This is a genomic window from Collimonas fungivorans (assembly GCF_001584145.1).
GTDB lineage: Bacteria > Pseudomonadota > Gammaproteobacteria > Burkholderiales > Burkholderiaceae_D > Collimonas > Collimonas fungivorans.
The window spans coordinates 5,367,896-5,389,496 of sequence record NZ_CP013232.1; the positions used below are offsets into that span (position 1 = coordinate 5,367,896).

General features: G+C 61.3%; 21 protein-coding genes. 2 read left to right on the forward strand and 19 right to left on the reverse strand.

Going from position 1 to position 21,601, the window contains the following annotated elements; translation table 11 throughout:
• Positions 1 to 51 precede the first annotated feature (51 nt).
• Positions 52 to 1,374: a cell envelope integrity protein CreD gene (gene creD, locus CFter6_RS23645; protein WP_061541976.1), complete on the forward strand. Its 1,323-nt coding sequence runs from the start codon at positions 52 to 54 to the stop codon at positions 1,372 to 1,374.
• Positions 1,375 to 1,419: 45 nt separating this feature from the next.
• On the forward strand, positions 1,420 to 1,749 hold the full coding sequence (locus CFter6_RS25820) for a hypothetical protein (RefSeq protein WP_150118847.1): 330 nt from the start codon (positions 1,420 to 1,422) through the stop codon (positions 1,747 to 1,749).
• Here the strand turns inward: CFter6_RS25820 and CFter6_RS23650 are convergent.
• The 19 genes from CFter6_RS23650 to CFter6_RS23740 form a co-directional block, all read right to left on the reverse strand.
• Positions 1,746 to 2,228 (reverse strand): YbaK/EbsC family protein, encoded by a 483-nt coding sequence (locus tag CFter6_RS23650; RefSeq protein ID WP_061541977.1) that lies wholly within the window; start codon positions 2,226 to 2,228, stop codon positions 1,746 to 1,748. The genes CFter6_RS25820 and CFter6_RS23650 overlap by 4 nt on opposite strands.
• Before the next feature lie 55 nt (positions 2,229 to 2,283).
• Positions 2,284 to 3,075, reverse strand: a complete 792-nt coding sequence (locus CFter6_RS23655; RefSeq protein WP_061541978.1) for a basic amino acid ABC transporter substrate-binding protein — start codon at positions 3,073 to 3,075, stop codon at positions 2,284 to 2,286.
• 38 nt (positions 3,076 to 3,113) lie between these two features.
• Positions 3,114 to 4,022 (reverse strand): hydroxymethylglutaryl-CoA lyase, encoded by a 909-nt coding sequence (locus CFter6_RS23660; protein ID WP_061542550.1) that lies wholly within the window; start codon positions 4,020 to 4,022, stop codon positions 3,114 to 3,116.
• Between the two features lie 11 nt (positions 4,023 to 4,033).
• The gene (locus CFter6_RS23665) at positions 4,034 to 4,975 is read right to left on the reverse strand and encodes a 2-hydroxyacid dehydrogenase (RefSeq protein ID WP_061541979.1); all 942 of its coding nucleotides are present in this window, start codon (positions 4,973 to 4,975) and stop codon (positions 4,034 to 4,036) included.
• 135 nt (positions 4,976 to 5,110) lie between these two features.
• Positions 5,111 to 7,129 carry an acetyl/propionyl/methylcrotonyl-CoA carboxylase subunit alpha gene (locus tag CFter6_RS27010; RefSeq protein WP_061541980.1) on the reverse strand — a complete coding sequence of 673 codons (2,019 nt, stop codon included), beginning with the start codon at positions 7,127 to 7,129 and terminating at the stop codon, positions 5,111 to 5,113.
• A gap of 22 nt (positions 7,130 to 7,151) precedes the next feature.
• Positions 7,152 to 8,198 (reverse strand): biotin synthase BioB, encoded by a 1,047-nt coding sequence (bioB, locus tag CFter6_RS23675; RefSeq protein WP_061541981.1) that lies wholly within the window; start codon positions 8,196 to 8,198, stop codon positions 7,152 to 7,154.
• Between the two features lie 32 nt (positions 8,199 to 8,230).
• On the reverse strand, positions 8,231 to 8,977 hold the full coding sequence (gene bioD, locus CFter6_RS23680) for a dethiobiotin synthase (RefSeq protein ID WP_061541982.1): 747 nt from the start codon (positions 8,975 to 8,977) through the stop codon (positions 8,231 to 8,233).
• Positions 8,970 to 10,355 carry an adenosylmethionine--8-amino-7-oxononanoate transaminase gene (gene bioA / locus CFter6_RS23685; RefSeq protein WP_061541983.1) on the reverse strand — a complete coding sequence of 462 codons (1,386 nt, stop codon included), beginning with the start codon at positions 10,353 to 10,355 and terminating at the stop codon, positions 8,970 to 8,972. The genes bioD and bioA overlap by 8 nt, the downstream gene beginning before the upstream one ends.
• Positions 10,348 to 11,556: an 8-amino-7-oxononanoate synthase gene (bioF, locus tag CFter6_RS23690; RefSeq protein ID WP_061541984.1), complete on the reverse strand. Its 1,209-nt coding sequence runs from the start codon at positions 11,554 to 11,556 to the stop codon at positions 10,348 to 10,350. The genes bioA and bioF overlap by 8 nt, the downstream gene beginning before the upstream one ends.
• On the reverse strand, positions 11,549 to 12,820 hold the full coding sequence (locus CFter6_RS23695; RefSeq protein ID WP_061541985.1) for a cytochrome P450: 1,272 nt from the start codon (positions 12,818 to 12,820) through the stop codon (positions 11,549 to 11,551). Before CFter6_RS23695 ends, bioF begins: the two co-directional genes overlap by 8 nt.
• Before the next feature lie 74 nt (positions 12,821 to 12,894).
• A complete protein-coding gene (locus CFter6_RS23700) occupies positions 12,895 to 13,680 on the reverse strand; it encodes an enoyl-CoA hydratase/isomerase family protein (RefSeq protein WP_061541986.1) in 786 nt (261 codons plus the stop codon).
• The gene (locus CFter6_RS23705) at positions 13,677 to 14,192 is read right to left on the reverse strand and encodes a DinB family protein (RefSeq protein ID WP_150118848.1); all 516 of its coding nucleotides are present in this window, start codon (positions 14,190 to 14,192) and stop codon (positions 13,677 to 13,679) included. Before CFter6_RS23705 ends, CFter6_RS23700 begins: the two co-directional genes overlap by 4 nt.
• Entirely contained in the window at positions 14,189 to 15,088 is a 900-nt protein-coding gene (locus tag CFter6_RS23710; RefSeq protein WP_236904463.1) for an alpha/beta hydrolase family protein, read from the reverse strand. The genes CFter6_RS23705 and CFter6_RS23710 overlap by 4 nt, the downstream gene beginning before the upstream one ends.
• Positions 15,089 to 15,154: 66 nt before the next feature.
• Positions 15,155 to 15,685 carry a hypothetical protein gene (locus CFter6_RS23715; protein WP_061541987.1) on the reverse strand — a complete coding sequence of 177 codons (531 nt, stop codon included), beginning with the start codon at positions 15,683 to 15,685 and terminating at the stop codon, positions 15,155 to 15,157.
• Between the two features lie 31 nt (positions 15,686 to 15,716).
• Entirely contained in the window at positions 15,717 to 17,339 is a 1,623-nt protein-coding gene (locus CFter6_RS23720) for a carboxyl transferase domain-containing protein (RefSeq protein ID WP_061541988.1), read from the reverse strand.
• Between the two features lie 50 nt (positions 17,340 to 17,389).
• Complete coding sequence (locus CFter6_RS23725) at positions 17,390 to 19,084, reverse strand: AMP-binding protein (protein WP_061541989.1); 1,695 nt, start codon at positions 19,082 to 19,084, stop codon at positions 17,390 to 17,392.
• A gap of 45 nt (positions 19,085 to 19,129) precedes the next feature.
• Positions 19,130 to 19,537, reverse strand: coding sequence for a YchJ family protein (locus CFter6_RS23730; RefSeq protein WP_061541990.1), 408 nt, complete (start codon positions 19,535 to 19,537; stop codon positions 19,130 to 19,132).
• Positions 19,534 to 20,139, reverse strand: coding sequence for a 2-hydroxychromene-2-carboxylate isomerase (locus tag CFter6_RS23735; RefSeq protein ID WP_061541991.1), 606 nt, complete (start codon positions 20,137 to 20,139; stop codon positions 19,534 to 19,536). The genes CFter6_RS23730 and CFter6_RS23735 overlap by 4 nt, the downstream gene beginning before the upstream one ends.
• Before the next feature lie 140 nt (positions 20,140 to 20,279).
• Complete coding sequence (locus CFter6_RS23740) at positions 20,280 to 21,476, reverse strand: acetyl-CoA C-acetyltransferase (RefSeq protein ID WP_061541992.1); 1,197 nt, start codon at positions 21,474 to 21,476, stop codon at positions 20,280 to 20,282.
• Positions 21,477 to 21,601 lie beyond the last annotated feature (125 nt).

A 21,601-nucleotide genomic window follows, 5' to 3' on the forward strand; every position in this document is an offset into this window, starting at 1 on the left:
CACTGGCAATCAGCGTGACGCCTTGTCACTTTGAACCGAACGAGAGAGACCATGAACCGACCCTTGCTGCTCAAACTGCTGGCGATTATTGTTCTGACCCTGTTGATCCTGATACCGCTAGGCCTGATCCGCGACACCGTACAAGACCGGCAGCAGCACCGGCAAGAAGCCATTGCCTCGATTGCCGCCAGCTATGCAGGCGGACAGACCATCACCGGTCCGGTGCTGGTGGTGCCGTATAAAATCAAGATCGACGAAGTCGCGCAGGACGCCGAAGGCAAGAAAACCTATCGCAGCCGCAATGAAAACCGGCAATACCTGTTTTTCCCGAAAGACCTGCAAATGCAGGGCAAGCTGCTGCCGGGCGAACGCTACCGCGGCTTGCACAAAGTGCATGTGTATGAATTGCAGAGCAGCTTCAACGGCCGCATCGACTACCAGCTGCCGCCGGCCGCGCAGCTGGCCGCCGACCAGATCACCTTGTCGCATCCTTACCTGGCGATCGGCATCAGCGATGTGCGCGGCTTGCTCGGCTCGCCTTCGCTGAAACTGGGCAACCAGGCGGTGGCGCTGGAGCAAGGCGCAGGCAGCCTGGGCAAAGGCATGCATGCGGCCTTGCCGCAGCCGGGCCTGGCCGAAAACGGCAGCCTGGACGTGTCGCTGGCCATGACCGTGGCCGGAACCGAGAGCCTGGCGATCACGCCGGTCGGCGACAACAACCGGTTTGAATTGTCTTCCAGCTGGCCGCATCCGCAGTTCGGCGGCAGTTTCCTGCCGCGTACCCGAGATGTCACCGAACAGGGCTTCCGTGCGCTGTGGGAGGTATCGTCGCTGGCTTCGAATGCACAACGCCAACTGCGCAGCGGCGACGACAAGGGCGGCGTTGAAAGCCTGAACATACAGCTGGCCGAACCGGTCAACATCTACTCGCAGGCAGACCGCGCCACCAAATACGGCTTGCTGTTCGTGCTGCTGACGTTCGTTGGTTTCTTCATTTTTGAAATGATCAAGCAGCTGCCGATCCACCCCATCCAGTACCTGCTGGTCGGATTAGGACTGGCAATCTTTTTCCTGATGCTGGTCAGCCTTTCTGAACACATCGCTTTCTGGATGGCCTACCTCGCCGCCAGCGTCGCCTGTATCGGCTTATTGAGCTTTTACCTGAGCCAGGTGCTGCGCAGCGCCGCTCGCGGCCTGGGTTTCGGCGCCATGCTGACGCTGCTCTACGGAACCCTGTACGGCTTGCTGATTTCGGAAGACAACGCCCTGATGCTGGGCAGCCTGATGCTGTTCGTGATCCTGGCGGTGATCATGATCGTCACCCGCAAGATCGACTGGTACCAGACCAATGCCCAGATCGCCAAGCCTGGCTGATTTGCCCGCACATCACCTATCTTCTAACGACACGAGACTACCGACATGGACGATCCAAACGCCTGGACTGCCAGCGAGCTGGCAACCATTATTTCCTTTTCCAGCCTGCTGCTATATTGCCTGCTTTGCTCTAGCTGGCTTGCCTTCAGGAGCCGCAGCTACCCTTGGTTCTGGCGCGCCTGCGCAACATCGATCTGGTGCGGCATCGGCTTGCTGATCCTGGCAGTCAGGGTTGACAGCGGCGTGGTAATGCCGCTGGCGTTTGCGGCAGGCACCTGGCTATTGCTGGCAGGGATGGCCGCCGCCAGCACCAGAAGCGCGGCGGCATTGTGCATGTATTTGCTGAAGCGCGGCGGCGCGCAATATTCCGGCTAGGTCCGCAACGCCACATCCGCCACCGGCGCCGCAGTCATCGTCACCAGTTGCTGCGGCGTCAGGTTGAACACTGCGTGCGGATGCCCCGCCGCCGCCCAGACGCTATTGAGCTCCAACAGATCCCGGTCGATCAGCATCACCGTCTTGCCGACATGGCCGATAGGACAAACGCCGCCGATGGCGTAGCCGATGCGCTCCTTGACGAAGCGCGCATCTGCCTTGCCAAGCGGGCCGACCAGCGCCGCCACTTTGGCCTCATCGACGCGATTGCTGCCGCTGGCAACTACCATCACGGCGGCATCATCGAGCAAACGCCGGAACACAATCGACTTGGCGATCTCGGCGACGCTGCAGCCCAGTCCCGCGGCTGCTTCGGCTGAAGTCTTGCCGGTTTCAGTCAGCATAACGACCTGCTTGTCATGTCCCATTGCCGCCAGCAGGTCGGCCACGCGCTGGGCGCTGTCAGGAAGTGCATTCATTCGAATTTCATTTCATTGGCAATTTTCGGGTTCAAATACGACACCTGAAAGCAGCTTATTTGGCAGCGTCAAAATATTGAGCATGGAGTTTATCGTAGGTCCCGTCAGCCTTGATAGCTGCCAAACCATGGTTGATTTTTCCCAGCAACGCCGTGTCGCCCTTCTTCACCGCAATGCCGAAAAACTCTTTCGGGAAATTATCGTCCGTCACCATCCGGATGCCCTTGACCTGGTTGTTGGCCAGATAATGCACCACCGCACCCTTGTCGGCGATGACAGCGCTGACGCCGCCGGTTTCCAGTTCTTTCAAGGCCAGCGGGCTGGATTCGAAGCGCTTGATGCTGGCATTGTTGTCGCCTGCCAGTTTCTGCATTATTTCATCGCCGGTCGAACCTTGCAGGACGCCGACCGTCAGCGGCTTGAGATCGGGAATCTTCTGGATTTTCGAATCGAGCGGCACGACGATGACCTGCCCCGCTTCAAAATACGGATCCGAAAAATCGACAGTCAGCTTGCGCTTCTCGGTAATCGTCAGGCCGGACATGATGATGTCGCGGTCGCCATTCGCCAGCGCGCTGAAAATGCCGTCGAACGGGGTATTGACGAATTTGACCTGCATGCCTTCTTTGGCCGCCAGCGCCTTCATGATGTCGATGTCGAAACCCACCAGTTCCTTGTTCTCGTTTTCGGATTCAAAAGGCGCGTAAGTGGCGCCGGTGCCGACCACATATTCCTTCACCGTCGCGCCGGCCGCCGGCTTGTCTTCATGCTTGCCGCATGCGCTTAATCCGCTCAGCGCCAATACGGTGAGCATGAGCGAGGCTGTCTTGATTACGGTGCGTTTCATATGACTTCCATTTCCTGTCGATGAGCTAACGATATTTCTTAAGCGATGCGTTTTGCCGCGATGGCATTGCCGGCCCGGCTGACTGCCTTGCGGCCCAGGTGCGCCGAAATGAACTGGCCGGCGTCGACTACCGCATCGAGATCGATGCCGGTTTCGATGCCGAGTCCCTGCATCAGGTACAACACGTCTTCGGACGACACATTGCCGGTCGCGCCCTTGGCATACGGGCAGCCGCCCAGGCCGGCGACCGACGAGTGGTAGATCGAAATGCCGACTTCCAGGCTGGCGTAGATATTCGCCAGCGCCTGGCCGTAAGTGTCGTGGAAATGACCGGACAGGCGTTCGATCGGGAATTCCTGCACCAGCCTTTGCATCACGGCGTGGACCTTGTTCGGGGTGGCGACGCCGATGGTGTCGGCGATATCGATTTCGTCGCAGCCGAGGTCGCGCAGGCGGTGCAGCACGTCGACCACCGAATCGATGCCGACTTCGCCCTGGTACGGACAGCCGAAGGCGCAACTGATGCTGCCGCGCAGGCGCTTGCCTTCCTGCTTGGCGACTTGCGCGACTTCGCGGAAACGTTCTATCGATTCGGCGATCGAGCAGTTGATGTTCTTTTGCGAGAACGCTTCCGACGCCGCGCCGAAGATCACCATCTCGTCGGCGCCGGCTGCGAGCGCGGCTTCCAGGCCCTTCATGTTCGGCACCAGGGCCGAATAGATGACGCCCGGCTTGCGCTGGATGGCGGCCATCACTTCGCTCGAAGTCGCCATCTGCGGCACCCATTTCGGCGAGACGAAGGAAGCGGCCTCGATATTGACGAAGCCGGCTTTGGTGAGCTGGTCGACCAGCGCAATCTTGACGCCGGCCGGGATGGTTTCCTTTTCGTTTTGCAGGCCGTCGCGCGGGCCGACTTCAACGATTTTTACCTTGCTGGGGAATGTCATGTCATCACCTTTCAATAACCTTTGCTGCGGTCGACTACGCCGTTCACGCTTTTGCCCTGTTCCAGCGCATGGATCTTGTCGCGGATCTGCAGGATGGTGTCCTGGTGCAGCGACAATGCCGAGATATGCGGCGTGACGCTGATGCGCGGTTCTTGCCAGAACGGATGGTCGGGCGCCAGCGGTTCATGTTCGAACACGTCCAGCGTCGCCCCCGCGATCTGCCCTTCCCGCACCAGCGCCAGCAAGTCGTCTTCGACCACGTGGCCGCCGCGGGCGACATTGACCAGGTATGCACCGTCCTCGCCCTTTTGCAGTTTCTGCAGATTCTGGCGATTGACTATGCCTCGCGTCGATTCAGTCAGGGGCAAGATGCATACCAGCATCCGCGATGCACGCAGGAACGCGTCCAGGCCTTCGTCGCCGGCGTAGCAGGATATGCCTGGCAAATCTTTCGGGCTGCGGCTCCAGCCGTTCAGCGGGAAATCGAAATGCGCCAGCGATTCGGCGATGCACGAACCGAGCACACCGAGGCCGAGGATGCCGATACTGAAATCGCGCTTGTCGGGAGCCGGCAGCTGCTTCCATTCGCCGCGTGCGGCTTGCTCGCGGTATTTGTCGAAGCGGCGGAAATAGCCCAGGACTGCGTGCGTCACGTATTCCGCCATCTGGATCGCCATGCCGCCGTCGTCGATGCGGATCAGCGGGACATTGGCAGGGATGGCGTCGCCCAGCTGCAGGATGGCATCCACGCCTGCACCGAGGTTGAAGATGGCTTTCAGGTCGTTGCGGCCGCGCAGCATGGCTGCGGGCGGGCGCCATACCAGGGCGTAGTCGGCGGGGGCATTGTCGCCTTCTTGCCAGAAGCGGATGTCGGCTTTGGGCAGGGCTGTGCTGAAGTCAGCCATCCAGCTTTCCAGGCCGCTGCCGGGGGGGACGTAGAACAGGAGTTTCACTATTTATTCCTCAAACTATCTTGATGCTTGCGTAAAACGAGTGCGACGGTTTGTACTCCGTGGCCCGTCAATTAGGGTCAGAGTAATTTACGACGATGAAACTGTCGTAAAAAAACTCTGACCCTAATTAACTAGTCAAGCTGGCTTGAATACCAGCAGCTGGGCGGATTCGCTCACTTGGTCGCCTACTGCGTACAGCAATTCTTCTACCAGGCCATCGGCCGGAGCGGCGATTGTGTGCTCCATTTTCATCGCTTCCATGATCAGTAATGGTGCGCCTTTTTTTACTTGTTCGCCCTGCGTTACCAGCAGCGCGACAATCTTGCCCGGCATCGGCGCTGTCAGGCGGCCGCCCTCGGCTTCAGTGTCGCCGGCATGCAGCAGCGGGTCGACGTAAGCCAGCGTGTAGTGGCTGCCGGCGTAGAACACGTGGAACTGTTCGCCTTCGCGCACCACGGTGCCGGCTACGGTCCTGTCGCCGAGACTGATTTCGATGGCGTTACCGTCTTGCTGCAACACGGTCATCTGCCTGAAAATCTGTGCCTCGAACTGTTCATGGCGCAGCAGCCAGCGCCCCGCTTCGTAGGTGACGTCGAGCGGACTGGCTTTGCCGTCGTCGACAAACGCCAGCCGGCGTTGCAGGCTGCCGTTGAGACGCCAGCCGTCGGTGCTGGTCCATGGGTCGCTGCCGGCGTTGTTGGCTGCGTTGCGCTCCGACAGCAGCAGCGATGCTGCCGCCAGCGCCAGAACTTCGATCTCCACCGGCATTGCGGTGGGAAACAAGGTGCCGTGATGACGTTCGATCAGGCCGGTATCCAGGTCTGCTTCGGAGAAGGCTTTACCGGCGATCAGGCGCTGCAGGAATTTGACGTTGCTGGCGAGGCCGACGATCTGGTATTGCGCCAGTGCGCTCGACATCGCGGCCAATGCCTGCTGCCGGTCCTGGCCCCAGACGATCAGCTTGGCGATCATCGGATCGTAGAACGGCGAAATGGCGTCGCCTTGGCGCACGCCGGAATCGATGCGCACTATACTGGCACTGGATTGGCTGACTTCAAACTCGCTGGCCGCAGGCGTGCGCAGATGGCGCAAAGTGCCTATCGACGGCAGGAAGCCCTTGTCCGGGTTTTCGGCGTAGATCCGCGCTTCCAGCGCATGGCCGCTGAGTTGCAGTTGCTCCTGCTTGAGCGGCAATGGTTCGCCTGACGCTACCCGCAACTGCCATTCGACCAAGTCGAGGCCGGTAATCATTTCCGTCACCGGGTGCTCCACCTGCAGGCGGGTGTTCATTTCCATGAAATAGAAAGAACCGTCCTGGTTGGCAATGAACTCCACCGTGCCGGCGCCGACATAGCCTACCGCCTTGGCGGCCGCTACCGCAGCTTCACCCATGGCGCGCCGGCGTTCTGGCGTCATGCCTGGCGCCGGCGCTTCTTCCAGCACTTTCTGATGGCGGCGCTGCACCGAGCAATCGCGTTCGAACAGGTAGACGCAATCGCCCTGGGTATCGGCAAACACCTGGATCTCGATGTGGCGCGGACGGGTCAGGTAACGCTCCACCAGCACCTTGTCGTCGCCGAAGCTGTTGATGGCTTCGCGTTTGCAGGAAGCCAGCGCAGCCTTGAAATCGGCGCTTTGCTCAACGATGCGCATGCCCTTGCCGCCGCCGCCGGCGCTGGCCTTGAGCAGCACCGGATAAGTGATCTTGTCGGCCTGCTGCTGCAGGAAATCGGCATCCTGGGTTGCGCCGTGATAACCGGGCACCAGCGGCACCTGGGCTTTTTCCATCAGCTCCTTGGCGGCAGACTTCGAACCCATCGCCGAAATCGCACTGGCCGGCGGACCGATGAACACCAGTCCAGCCTTGGCGCAGGCCTGGGCAAACTGCGCATTTTCGGACAGGAAACCGTAGCCGGGATGAACTGCCTGGGCGCCGGTAGCCAAGGCTACCTCGATGATCTTGTCGGCGCGCAGATAACTTTCCTTGGCTGCGGCCGGTCCGATCAGCACCGCCTCGTCGCATACAGCGACGTGCTTGGCGCCGGCATCGGCATCCGAATACACGGCCACGGTCTTGATGCCCATGCGGCGCGCGGTGGCTGCCACGCGGCAGGCGATCTCGCCGCGATTGGCAATCAGTATCTTGGTAAACATGCGGTCTCCCCCTTTGTTGGTTTTATTGTGGCTGGGTGTTGCTGTCGGCGGTGACTTCGCAACGCGCATCGAATGCCGATGAACGCGAGTGCATGCCGAGTTTTTCCAGCAAGGCGCGGTCTTCTTCCACTTCCGGATTGCCGGTGGTAAGCAGCTTGTCGCCATAGAAAATCGAATTGGCGCCGGCCAGGAAACACAGCGACTGGATCGCCTCGCCCATCTGCCGGCGGCCGGCGGACAAACGCACCCGCGCTTTCGGCATGGTGATGCGGGCCACCGCCACGGTACGCACGAATTCGAACAGGTCGATCGGGTCGATGCCGTGCAGCGGCGTGCCTTCGACCTGCACCAGGTTATTCACCGGCACCGATTCAGGATACGGCTCCAGGTTCGCCAGCTGCGCCACCAGGCCGGCGCGCTGCAGGCGCGATTCGCCCATGCCGACGATGCCGCCGCAGCAGACCTTGATGCCGGCGCCGCGCACGCTGTCGAGCGTATCGAGGCGGTTCTGGTAATCGCGGGTAGTGATGATGTCGCCGTAGATTTCCGGCGCAGTATCGAGGTTGTGGTTGTAGTAGTCGAGGCCGGCGCCTTTCAGGCGTTCAGCCTGGCCTTCGCCCAGCATGCCCAGCGTTGCGCAGGTTTCCAGGCCGAGCGCCTTGACTTCGCGCACCATTTCTTCGACCTTTTCCAGGTCGCGGTCCTTCGGTTCGCGCCATGCGGCGCCCATGCAGAAACGGGTGGCGCCGTGCGCCTTGGCTTGGCGCGCCGCTTCCAGCACGGTGTCCAGCGGCAGGATCTTTTGTGCGGCGACGCCGGTGTCGTAACGCGCTGCCTGCGGGCAGTAGCCGCAATCTTCCGGGCAGCCGCCGGTCTTGATCGACAGCAGGGTCGCCAGTTCGACTTCGTTAGGATCGAAGTTTTCGCGGTGGACTTGCTGCGCCTTGAACATCAGTTCGTTGAACGGCAGGTTGAACAGGTCGAGCACGGTTTGCACCGGCCATTTGGCGTCGGCTGGCAGCACCATAGGTTTGGCGGCTGGCTGGAATGTAATTGGTTGCGATGACATGATCTGACTTCCTTTGTGTTGAGGGAATACGGTTAAATAAGGTTGGCTGCGGATGGCCTCGGCCAATCCGGCAAACGTGAAAAATCCAGATGGCTGGCCGCAGCTTCGACCAGCGCCCTGGCGGGCAGCTCGTCCATGCGCGGCACATGACCTAGAAATGGGGCATCGATGCGGCTTTTGAGTGCCGCGATATTGGCGTCGGCGTTAAGCATGGCGGCGTCGACCGTATTGGCGACCCAGCCGGCCAGGCGCAAGCCGCGTGCGGCAATCGCTTCTGCCGTCAACAACGCGTGGCTGATGCAGCCCAGCCGCAAACCCACCACCAGCACCACCGGCAAGCCGAGCTGCTGCGCCAGGTCGGCGGTATCGTGGGTATCGTTGAGCGGCACGCGGAAGCCGCCGACGCCTTCGACTACCACGGCATCGGCCAGCGCTGCGATCTGCTGATAACAGGAAAGGATATGCGCCAGTTCTATCGTCCGCTGTTCCTGCTCTGCGGCGATATGCGGCGCGGTAGCCTGGCGCAACAGGAACGGCGTGGTCAGTTCCTGCGGCAACGGCACGCTGGCTTCCGCTGCCAAGACATCGGCATCGTCGTTGTGCCAGGCGCCGTCGCGCAGTTCTGCGCCGGCGGCAACCGGTTTCATGCCGGCGCTGCGCACGCCCGTTTTTGTCAGCCCGTGCAGCAGAGCGCCAGCGATCAGCGTCTTGCCGATTTCGGTGTCGGTGCCGGCGATGAACCAGGCAGCCTTTGGTGTATTGGCGATTACCTTACTCATGGCCGATCACGCTTTCGAAAACGGCGGCGGTGCGGGCTGCCAGCAAATCGATTTCCTGGTCGTCCAGGATATACGGCGGCATCAGATACACCGTCTTGCCTATCGGCCGCAGCAGCAGTTCATGCTCTATCGCGCTGGTGAAAAAACGGCGCGAGAAAGTCGCGGCCAGGGCCTTGTTGTCGATCACCGCATCAAAAGCCCAGATCATGCCGCGCTGGCGGAAATGGCGCACTTGCGGATGCTGCGCCAAGGGCGCCAGCGCTGCCGTGATGCGTTGGGCGCGCTCGCGGTTGGCGTTGATGACGTCGTCTTCCTCGAAAATCGCCAGCGTCGCCAGCGCAGCGCGACAGGCCAGCGGATTGCCGGTGTAGGAATGCGAATGAAGGAAACCGCGCGCCAGGTCGTTGTCGTAGAAGGCGCGGTAGATTTCGTCGCGCGTCATCACCAGCGACAACGGCAGGTAACCGCCGCTGATGCCTTTCGACAGGCATAGGAAATCCGGCCAGACTGCCTGCTCTCCGGGGGCGGCAGCCTGTTCGGACGCAAAAAAGGTGCCGGTACGACCGCAGCCGACGGCAATTTCGTCAAAGATCAGATGGACTTTGTAACGGTCGCACAATGCGCGCAGCTCACGCAGGTAAACCGGATCGTGCATCGCCATGCCGGTGGCGCATTGCACCAGCGGCTCGATGATGATGGCGGCGATATGGCTGGAGCGCTGCTGCAGCAGTTTTTCCAGCGTGGCGGCGGCGCGCAAGGCGACGTCGGCGGCGCTCTCGCCGTCACGCGCACCGCGTGCATCGGGTGAAGCCACCACATGCGCCTGCCGCAGCAAGGGGCCATAGGCGTCGCGGAACAAGGGCACGTCGGTAACCGCCAGCGCGCCTATGGTTTCGCCGTGATAACTGCCTTTCAGGCAAACGAATTCCTGCTTGTCGGTATAACCGGCGTTGCGCCAGGCATGGAAACTCATCTTCAGGGCGATCTCTACCGCCGAAGCGCCATCCGACGCGTAGAAACAATGGCCCAGCACATTGCCGGTGCGTGCCGCCAGCTGCTCCGACAGCTGCACTACCGGTTCATGCGTGAAACCGGCCAGCATCGCATGTTCCAATTGGTCGAGCTGGTCCTTCAGTGCGGCATTGATGCGCGGGTTGGCGTGGCCGAACAGGTTGACCCACCAGGAACTGATGCCGTCCAGGTAGCGTTTGCCGTCGGTATCATACAGCCAGGCGCCGCGGCCGCGGCTGACCGCGATCAGCGGCACCGATTCGTGGTGCTGCATCTGGGTGCATGGATGCCAGACGCTGTCCAGGCTGCGCTGGACCAGGCCCGGCCGTGCTGCGGATATGGCCGCCTTATTTGTTACATTACTCAACTGTACTCCTCGCTATGCGTCGCGAATCCGCGTCTGCATGATTTTCGGCCAACGCATGCAATGCGTTGATCAACTGATCCACTTGTTCGATGCTGTGCGCCGCCGACAGCGATATGCGCAGGCGGGCCGTGCCCTTCGGCACGGTCGGCGGCCGGATCGCCGGCACCCAGATGCCCTGCTCGCGCAAGCCCGCCATCAGGTCCAGCGCCAACTGGTTATCTTCGACGATCAACGCCTGCACCGGCGTCTCGGATGGCAGCAAAGGCCATGGCAAGCTGGCCAGTCCGCTGCGCAAACGGGCAATCAATACGCGCAAATGCTGCTGGCGCCAGTCTTCCTCCTGCATCAGCCTGACCGCCGCCAGCAAGGCGCTGGCCAGCATGGGCGGGCTGGCGGTAGTAAACACATAGGTGCGCGCCCGCTGCAGCAGCCATTCGATCAGCAGCGCATCGCCGGCGATAAAAGCGCCGGCCACGCCCGCAGCCTTGCCCAGGGTTCCCATGTACAGGATGCGCTGCGACTGCAAACCGAAATGCGCCAGGCTGCCGCGTCCTTGCGGACCCAGCACGCCAAAACCGTGGGCGTCGTCGACCAGCAGCCAGGCATCGTATTTTTCACACAGCGCCAGCAATTCCGGCAAGGGCGCGATATCGCCGTCCATGCTGAACACCGCATCGGTGACGACCAGCTTGCGCGGGTGCTCGCTCTTGGCCAGAAGCTGCTCCAGCCTTGCCACATCGGCATGCGGATAGACGCGGAACTGCGCGCCCGACAAACGTGCGCCGTCTATCAGGCAAGCATGGTTGAGCCGGTCCGAGAAGACGACATCTCCAGGGCCGACCAGCGCCGGGATGGCGCCCATGTTGGCCATGTAGCCGGTCGAAAAATGCAGGGCGCGCGGCATGCCGGTGAATGCCGCCAGCGCCAGTTCCAGTTCTTCGACCACGCTGGTATGGCCGCTGATCAGGGCCGACGCGCTGGCGCCGACGCCGTATTGGTCGAGCCCGGCCTGCGCCGCGGCACGCAGGGCCGGGTGGTTCGCCAAGCCGAGATAATCGTTGCTGCAAAAAGCCAGGTATTGCCGGCCCTCGGCGTCCAGCAGCGGCCCTTGCGGCCCGTCGACGATACGCCGCTTGCGCAGCAACTTCTGCTCTTGCAGCGCTGCCAGCTGATCGCGGATTTCCGTTAGCAGATCAGGCATACAGCACTTCCGCTGGTTTTACGTGCGCAGTCGCCGCCGGCCGAGCGAATTGCAGCGGCAGCTGGTTCAGGCTGCGGTACACCGCATTGCCGCCCCAGGATTGGGTCGCGCCAGCCAGCCGCAGCTGCGGCAAACGCTGCATCACGCTGCGCATGGCGATTTCCGCTTCCAGGTAGGTCAGCGTGGCGCCAATGCAGACATGCGGGCCGTAACCGAAGGACAGGTGGGCGCCCTGGTTGCGCTGGATATCGAGCCGGTCCGGATCGGTGAATTTGGCTGGATCGCGGTTGGCTGCGCCGATCAGCGGGATCACCAGGTCGCCCTTTTTCATCCGCTGGCCATGCATCTCGACATCGACCTTGAGGCGACGCCCGGTGTACTGCACCGGGCTGTCGAAGCGCAGCAGTTCCTTCAGGGCTGACGGCAGCAGCGCCGGCGTGTCCTGCAAGGCTTGCCATTGTTGCGGATGCTGCAGCAGCGCCAGCATGCCGTTGCCCAGCAGGTTGCGTGTGGTTTCATGGCCGGCGAACAGCAGCGTGCAGCACTGCGCCAGCAGTTCCTTGGTGGTGATGATGCCGCCGCTGGCTTCGGCGCGTATCAGCTGGCTCATCAGGTCGTCGCCGAGTGCGGCCCGGCGCTGCGGCAGCAGCTGGCGGAAATATTCGTTCATGGCGACCAGGCTGGCCTGGGCCGCGCGGGCGATTTCCAGGGTCGGCGTCGGGCTGCCGATGAAAGCTGCGATATCGTCGGACCAGGCGACGAATTCGCTGCGGTCTTCGGCGGCGATGCCGAGCATGCCGGCAATCACCAGCGCCGGCAGGGGGCGGGCGAAGTCGCGCATAAAGTCGAATTCGGCAAACTGCCCCGGCGCGGCGCCAGCAGCCTTGGCCAGCACCTGGTCCAGCAGGCGGTCGACGATATCCTGGATCTGCGGTCCCAGTTCCTGCAATGCCGACGGTTTGAAGCCAGCATTCATGACCTGGCGCAAGCGTGTGTGCTGCGGCGCGTCCACGAACAGCAGCGAGCGCGAAAAAATGCGCTTGAACTCACGCAGTTCGGTCAATGCTTCCGGGCCGCTGCTGTTGGCCCAGCCGCCAGCACGGCGCACCGAGAAACGCGGATCACGCAGCACGCTGGCGACATCGGCATGGCCGGTCAGCAGCCAGGCGCCGCCACAGAACTCGGGGCTCCAGTGCAGCGCACCCGCGGCACGCAGGGCGTGGTAGGCGGGGTACGGGTTGTTCAAAAAATCTTCGTTAATCATTTAATATCTTTTTCCTGCGCTTACTTTGGCAAAATCGTTCAGCAAGGACGTGATTGTATGTGATCGCGCCGCAATCACTGCAGCCAGGACGGTTTGCGCTTCTCCAGGAAGGCGCGCACGCCCTCCCGGCCTTCGGCGGAAGCGCGGATTTTGGCGATTTCTTCCACGGTGTCGGCGATCAGTACTGCCGTCAGCGGCTGGCCCGCAACCGCCCGCACCAGGCGCTTGGCCTCGGTGACGGCGTTAGGGCTGGCCGCCAGCAAGGCCTTGAGCAGCACAGCCACGCTTTCATCCAGTTTCTCCGCTGCCGCTACTTCATGCACCAGGCCCAGCTTTTCGCCGGTTGCGGCGGAAAACCGTTCGGCGGTAATGAAATAGCGGCGTGCAGCCGACTCGCCGATTGCCTTGATGACGTAGGGCGAGATGGTCGCCGGGATCAGGCCTATCTTTACTTCCGACAGGCAGAACTGCGCCGTATCCACCGCCGCCACGATATCGCAGGCTGCCACCAGGCCCAGGCCGCCGGCGTAACAGTCGCCCTGCACCTTGGCGATCACCGGCTTGGGACATTGGTAAATGGTGCGCAGCATGGTCGCCAGCAGTGCGGCGTCGGCGCGGTTCTGCTCCGGCGTGTAGTCTGCCATCGCCTTCATCCAATTCAAATCGCCGCCGGCGCAGAACGCCGCGCCATTGGCGGCCAGCACAATCGCCCTCACCTCGGCGGCGCTGCCCAGTTCGGCAAAGGCGTGGGTGATTTCGGCGATCATGGTTTCATTAAAGGCATTGCGCACATCGGGCCGGTTGAGGACGATGGTCGCTATCTGGGGTGCATGCTGTATTGCCAAAGTTTGATAAGTCACTTGTTCGTCTCCGCTTGTCGCATAGCGACGGTCCAGTAAATGAGATCGAGTTCCGGGCACGCATGGCCCATCCCGGTCAAAGCCGCAGTAAGTTGACCGCGGTGGTGAGTCCCATGATTGAATACATGCCCTAGAACTGGCGCAAATGGCGCCACGGCCGCTACGCCGGAGGCTCTGTTGTAATGCAGATCGCGATCAAAAGTTTGCACCGGATGGTCTGTCAGCCATTTTTCCCAGCGACCGGCCGCCTCCCGCAAAGCCGCAGCTAGTGCATCGCGCTCGCTTTCCAGTTCGACGTCCAGCGCCATCTTCAACGAGACGCCGTCGGCAATACGCGCGTACCAGTGACGCTCGCCTACCAGCATATGGTTGAGCGTGCCGTGCACTGAGCCAAAATACAATCCACGATCCTGACGATATTCAGCCTCGTTGACGGCCTTGATATGGGCCAGCAATTGGTCGGTAGCCCAGACGTGATAGCGGGCCAGCGTTGCAAAATATTGTTGCATCATTTGGTCAATGGCTCCGCAGGAAATCCGTTCCGTCCCAGGAACTCGGCCACCAGCGGTTCCCAGATGTTCAGGCCGGATACAAACAGCATGTGGCCGTTCTTGGCGAACGGCGGCAGCAGCTTGAATTCGGCCTGGCCGCCGGCCTTGTTGAACGCTGCATACCAGGCCTGGCTGTATTGCGGGCCGAAATACAGATCGTTTTCGGTATATATCCACAGCATCGGCACCTTGGCGGTCTTGCCGAATTGCGCGTACATGCTTTCCAGCTTGGCGCCCTGGCACGGCACGCCGGGATGCGTCTCGGGATCGCCGCCGGAGCCGCCGGCAAAATTGATCGCCGCCACCAGGCCCTGGGGCATCTTGGCGGCGGTGGCGGTAGTTGTATAACCGCCCACTGACTGGCCGACCAGCAGCACCCGCTCAGGATTGACGTACGGCTGCTGCTTGGCATACGCCAGCACCGCCAGCACTTCATTGCTGGCAGCCTCCGCCATCGGTGCGTAATCTTTGTCACGGCAGCCGCCGCTGTCTTCCGGATCAGGCTCGACGCCGGTATCGCCGTAACCTAGCCGGGTCGGCACAAACACGGCAAACCCGCGTTCGGTGAAGAAACGCGCTTGCTGGGTGTAGCGGAAACGTCCGGGCGTGGAACGATCGCTGCCGCGGCCATGATTGATGATGACGATTGGAAACGGTCCAGCGCCGGCAGGCTTGAATTGCGTCACGATGAGATTGCCGTTGACGCTGCGGCCGTACAGGTTCTTGACAGTCACAGGCAGGCGGCTCACCGCTTCATTGAGATCCTGCGCCAACGGCTGAACCTGCTCCGCGGCATGGCCGGACCAGGCCGCTGCGCACAGGCAGCAGGCCAGCACATAATGCGTCCGCAATTTCATGAGTGCTCCATAAATCTGTCCGTCATTTCCCATCGCTCCAGTTGAGCCATTCCGGCCTGCGGCCAATCAATCCTGCTTTGGCGCCGCGGCTGTATTGTTCAAACCCTCTATCCTGGCCAGCTTCGCCTTCAGATCCACCACTGCCCGCGTCGCTCCGGCATGGCATTCAAACTCGGTGGGGCTGTCCATGACATTGACATGGTTGTAGTAGCTGACAATGCCGACCGCCGCGTTGCTTCCTCTGCTGCGCGCCTGCAGCACCAGATTGGCCATCGCCCGTTTGAAAGCCCGGCGGCAGACTACTTCGTCCTCGTAACCGTGCTTGAAACTGGGCTGGATTTCACCTCTGGCCAGGATTTCCTCTCCCACGAATTTCATGCCTTCAGGCACAGCTGCCGCACCGAAGATGATCACCATGTCGCCCTCGTCGCTCGCTTCAGCCGGATCCTGGCTCGCCTGCGCAGCTGTGTTTTTCGGCATTACCTCGCTGACCGGCAATATCAGCCTGGTGTTGCGGCCTTGCGCCGCGCCTTGCCAGCACATAAACATGCAGGCAAGCGCCAGGGTCAGGCAATGCGCTTTGGAGAATTTGTTCATTATTGTTTTCTTATCCCTGTTGGTAATGCATTTACATCCGGAACACACCGAACCTGGTTTCCGCGATCGGTGCGTTCAGGGCTGCACTCAAACCCAGTCCCAGCACTTTGCGGGTATCGGCCGGATCGATCACGCCGTCGTCCCACAAGCGCGCGGAAGCGTAATACGGATGGCCCTGGTGTTCGTACTGATCACGGATCGGTTTCTTGAAAGCTTCCTCTTCCTCCGCGCTCCAGCTGCCGCCCTTGCCTTCGATGCCGTCGCGCTTGACAGTGGCCAGCACGCCGGCGGCCTGCTCGCCGCCCATCACCGAGATGCGCGCATTCGGCCACATCCACAGGAAGCGCGGCGAATAGGCGCGGCCGCACATGCCGTAGTTGCCGGCGCCGAAGCTGCCGCCGATGATGACGGTCAGCTTGGGCACCGCGGTGGTCGCCACCGCGGTCACCATCTTGGCGCCGTTGCGGGCGATGCCCTCGTTTTCGTAGCGGCGGCCGACCATGAAGCCGGTGATGTTCTGCAGGAATACCAGCGGGATCTTGCGCTGCGAGCAGAGTTCGATGAAATGCGTGCCTTTCAGCGCCGCTTCCGAAAACAGGATGCCGTTGTTGGCGACGATGCCGACCGGCATGCCGTAGATATGGGCGAAACCGCAGATCAGCGTAGTGCCGTAACGCGCCTTGAATTCGTCGAATTCGCTGCCGTCGACGATGCGCGCGATCACTTCGCGTACATCGAAGGGCTTGCGCGTATCGAGCGGGATCACGCCGTACAGTTCCTGGGCCGAGTATTTGGGTTCGGCCACCGGGCGCAGCAGCGGCCCTGGCGGTTTCTGGCGGTTCAGGTTGGAGACGATGGTGCGCGCCAGCGACAGCGCGTGCATGTCGTTCTGCGCCAAGTGGTCGGCCACGCCGGACAAGCGAGTGTGGACATCGCCGCCGCCCAGGTCTTCGGCGCTCACTACTTCTCCCGTCGCGGCTTTCACCAGCGGCGGCCCCGCCAGGAAAATCGTGCCCTGGTTCTTGACGATGATCGACTCGTCGCTCATCGCCGGCACATAAGCGCCGCCGGCGGTGCACGAGCCCATCACCACGGCGATCTGCGGAATGCCCTTGGCCGACAGGTTGGCCTGATTGTAGAAGATGCGGCCGAAATGGTCGCGGTCCGGAAAAACTTCGTCCTGGTTGGGCAGGTTGGCGCCGCCGCTGTCGACCAGGTAGATGCAAGGCAGGTTGTTCTGTTCGGCGATTTCCTGCGCCCGCAAATGCTTCTTGACGCTGAGCGGATAGTAGGTTCCGCCCTTGACGGTGGCGTCATTGCAGACCACCACGCATTCCTGGCCGGCGATGCGGCCGATGCCGGTAATCACGCCGGCGGCGGGCGCGGCGTCGCTGCCATCCTTGTCCTTGTAGACGTGATACGCCGCCAGCTGGGAAAATTCCATGAACGGCGTGCCGGGATCGAGCAGCATCTGCACCCGTTCGCGCGGCAGCAGCTTGCCGCGCGCCACGTGCTTGTTGCGCGCGGCCTCGCCGCCGCCTTCGGCGATCTGCGCTACTTTCTGGCGCAGGTCGTCGACCAGCAGGTTAAGCGCGTTGGCGTTTTGCTGGAATTCTTCGCTGCGTGGATTCAGCTTGCTTTCTAACTGGGGCATTGCGATGTCCTTTGTCTCTTGTTTTTGGAACCATTCTTTTGGAACGATTTTTACGCAGTGTGGATGTCGTTGAGCTTTAGCTCATCTTTCATCGCTTCACGGATCTTGAATTTCTGGATCTTGCCGGTCACCGTCATCGGGAAAACCTCGACAAACCGGATGTAGCGCGGCACCTTGTAGTGGGCGATCTGGCCCTGGCAAAAATCGCGCACGGCTTGTTCGTCCGCGACCTGGCCGGGGCGCAGGATAATCCAGGCGCACAGTTCTTCGCCGTATTTCCGGTCCGGCACACCGACCACCTGCACATCCTGGATCGCCGGATGGCGGTACAGGAATTCTTCGATCTCGCGCGGATAGATGTTTTCGCCGCCGCGGATCACCATGTCTTTCATGCGGCCGACGATATTCACGTAGCCTTCGCTATCCATGGTCGCCAGGTCGCCGGTATGCATCCAGCCTTCATCGTCGATCGCTTCACGCGTCTTTTCTTCATCGCCCCAATAACCGTGCATCACCGAATAACCCTGGGTGCACAGTTCGCCGGAACTGCCGATCGGCATGATCGCGCCCGATTCAGGATCGACGATTTTCACCTGCAGGTGCGGCTGTACCTGGCCCACGGTGGAGACGCGTTTCTCCAGCGGCGTATCGGTCATGCTCTGGCAGCTGACCGGGCTGGTTTCGGTCATGCCGTAGGCAATCGTGATCTGTTCCAGGTGCATGTCGCGCACTACCCGTTTCATCACCTCGATCGGACACGGCGAACCGGCCATGATGCCGGTGCGCAGGGTCGACAGGTCGAATTCGGCAAAACGCGGATGGTCCAGCTCGGAAATGAACATGGTGGGCACGCCATGCAAGCCGGTGCAGCGCTCTTCCTGCACCGCCTGCAGCACCGACAGCGGCTCGAAGCCGTCGTTGGGATAGACAATCGTCGCGCCGTGCGTCAGGCAGGCCAGGTTGCCGAGCACCATGCCGAAGCAGTGATATAGCGGCACCGGGATGCACAGCCGGTCCTGCGCCGTCAACTTCATCGCCTCACCGATGAAAAAACCGTTGTTCAGGATGTTGCGATGGGTCAGCGTCGCGCCCTTCGGAAAACCGGTGGTGCCGCTGGTGAACTGGATGTTGATCGGGTCGCTGGCTTGCAGGCGCGCGCCGATCTCGGCCAGGCGCGGATCGGCGGCATCGCCGCTGGCGATCAGGTCGGCGAAACGCAACATGCCCGGCGCCTCGTCATGGCCAAGCTGGATCACGGTTTTCAGGGCCGGCAGACGCGCCGCCTGCAATGCTCCCGGTGCTGCGTGCTGCAACTCCGGCGCCAGCGCACGTATCATTTCCAGGTAATCGCTGGTCTTGAAGCTGGTCATCGAAATCAGGGCCTTGCAGCCGACATTGTTGAGCGCGTACTCCAGTTCGCTGACCCGGTAGGCCGGATTGATGTTGACCAGGACGATGCCGGCATAGGCCGTGGCCAGTTGCGTCAGCAGCCACTCGGCATTGTTGTGCGACCAGATGCCGATGCGGTCGCCCGGCTCCAAGTCAAGCTTGAGCATGGCGCTGGCCAGCTGCCGCGCCTGGCTTTGCAGTTGCCGGTAGCTGAGGCGGACCTGCTGGTGGCGCGACACCAGTGCGTCGTTGGCGGCCACCCGCTCCACCATTTCATCGAAAAAAATGCCGATAGTCTGTTCGATCAGCGGCATATCCTGGCTGCCGCGATCGATGCTGGAATTCAGTTGTCTCATAATCTTGTCTCCTGTTATGGCTGCCGGTGTTTTCCGTAGCGGTTTTTATTTTTCCGGAAAACTGCCATCGACATAAAACCAGCATGGCCGGTTTTCTGTTCCAGTTTCGCTTTCGCGCACAAAGCGGCTGATCTCGTGCAAGCGCTGCGCACGGCCGTCGATCTTGTAGCGCGCCACGAATTCCACCGTCGCGCTGTCGCCCTCGGCCTGATGCTTGCGCACCTCCAGGCCCAGCCACTTCAACCCGGCCTCGGCGGCGACCGGCTCGGGCGGGCGGGTGCTGCGGTGCCATGTCGCCTGCAGGTACGCTCCCTTGTCCATGACATAAGCGCTGTAGCGGGAACGCATCAACGCCAGCGCGGTCGGCGCCGTTTCTGCGCCGCTGTGATAGCGGCCGCAGCACTGCGCATAATCGCCGCCGCCGCAGGGACACTCAATTGCCTTCTCTTTCAAATCTTGCCATCCCTCAGGAATGCTTCGAGCTGGTCGAAGCGGTCGAAACCCCAGAACGATTCGCCGTCGACAATCACGAACGGCGAACCGAACACGCCGCGCGCCATCGCCAGGTCGACCTCCGCCTTCAGCTGGTTCTTGATAGGCTGGCTATTGATGCCGTCGCTCAGGCCAGTAGTGTCGATGCCGCTGTGATGGCCGATTTCCAGCAAATGCATCGGTTCGCCGATATTGACGCCGTCGACAAAATAAGCTTTGTAAATCTGCTTGGCGAACTTGATGGCTTTGTCTTCGCCTAGCTTGCCGCGCACCCACAGCACGGCGCGCGCTGCCGCCTGGGTGGAAATCGGGAACGCGCCGGGACGCTTGTAGGGAATGCCGTGGAAACGTGCGCTGCGTTCGAAATCGTGGAATGAGTAGTCGCCTTTGATCGGCACCTGCGCCAGCGGCGCCGAGCCGGTAGTCTTGAATACCGGGCCCAGCAGGATAGGATGCCATTCGACATCGCGCTCGTATTTTGCCGCCAGCTCATCAATATGGGTAGCAGCGAAATAACCATACGGAGAGGAAAAATCGAAGTAGAAATCAATTGCGGCAGCCATCTTTTTGCACCTTAATTGTTTAAATCGCAATTCAACAGGATCAATAACAAAGATCAGCGTGAATCCGCGGAAATTCCACGGAAAAACGCTGATCCATTTACTGCATGCTACGGTGCTGCGCTAGCGGTGACCTACGTCCCTCAGACCAGTTCGACAGCAATCGCGGTGCCTTCGCCGCCGCCGATGCACAGCGACGCCACGCCGCGCTTGCCGCCCTTGGCTTTCAAGGCGCCCAGCAACGTGACGATGATGCGCGCGCCGGATGCGCCGATAGGATGGCCGAGAGAACAGGCGCCGCCGTGAACGTTGATCTTGCTGTGGGGGATGTCGTGTTCTTTCATGACAGCCATCGGCACCACGGCGAACGCTTCGTTGACTTCGAACAGGTCGACATCGCTGTTCTTCCAGCCGACTTTCTTGTACAGCTTTTCAATCGCGCCTACCGGTGCGGTAGTGAACCATTCCGGCTCTTGCGAATGGCTGGCGTGGCCGACGATACGCGCGATCGGCGTGCAGCCGAGTTTCTTGGCGGTCGATTCGCGCATCAGCACCAGTGCAGCAGCGCCGTCGTTGATCGAGGACGACGAAGCGGCCGTGATGGTGCCGTCTTTCTTGAACGCAGGACGCAGCGAAGGGATCTTTTCCACCTTGGATTTTTGCGGGCCTTCATCCTTGTCGATCACGGCTTCGCCGGCGCGGCTGGTGACGGTCACCGGCGCGATTTCCCATTTGAAGGAGCCGTCGGCGGTTGCCGCCTGCGCGCGCTGCGCCGAGGCGATGGCAAACGCATCCTGGTCAGCGCGGCTGAAATGGTACTTGGCGGCGCACTCTTCGCCGAATGTGCCCATCGAACGGCCGCCGCCGTTTTCCAGCTTGGAATAAGCGTCTTCCAGGCCGTCCAGCATCATGTGGTCGAGGATCGTGCCGTGGCCGACGCGGTAGCCGCTGCGGCCCTTGGGCAGCAGATAAGGCGCATTGGTCATCGATTCCATGCCGCCGGCGACCACTACTTCATTGGTCCCTGCCAGCAAGGCGTCGAACGCGAACATGGTGGCTTGCATCGCCGATCCGCATACCTTGGAAATGGTGGCGGCTGTGGCCGATACCGGCAAACCGGCCTTGATGGCTGCCTGCCGCGCCGGCGCCTGGCCCTGGCCGGCTTGCAGCACATTGCCGAACAACACGGCATCGACCTGCTCCGGTTTCAGGCCGGCGCGCTCCACGGCGGCCTTGATCGCCACTGCGCCCAGGTCGCTGGCGGTCAATGACGAAAAATCACCCTGAAACGCACCCATTGGAGTACGTGCTGCACCGACGATAACGATTGGGTCATTCATGTTGTTTCTCCAGATTACGACAACTTGTAAGCAACTTCGGTATCGCCTCCTGTTGCGATTCCCGCGAGCGGCTTTGCTGCCTGGTTGGTTAAAAATAAAGCGGTTCGGCGTTGTTACTGCCTAAA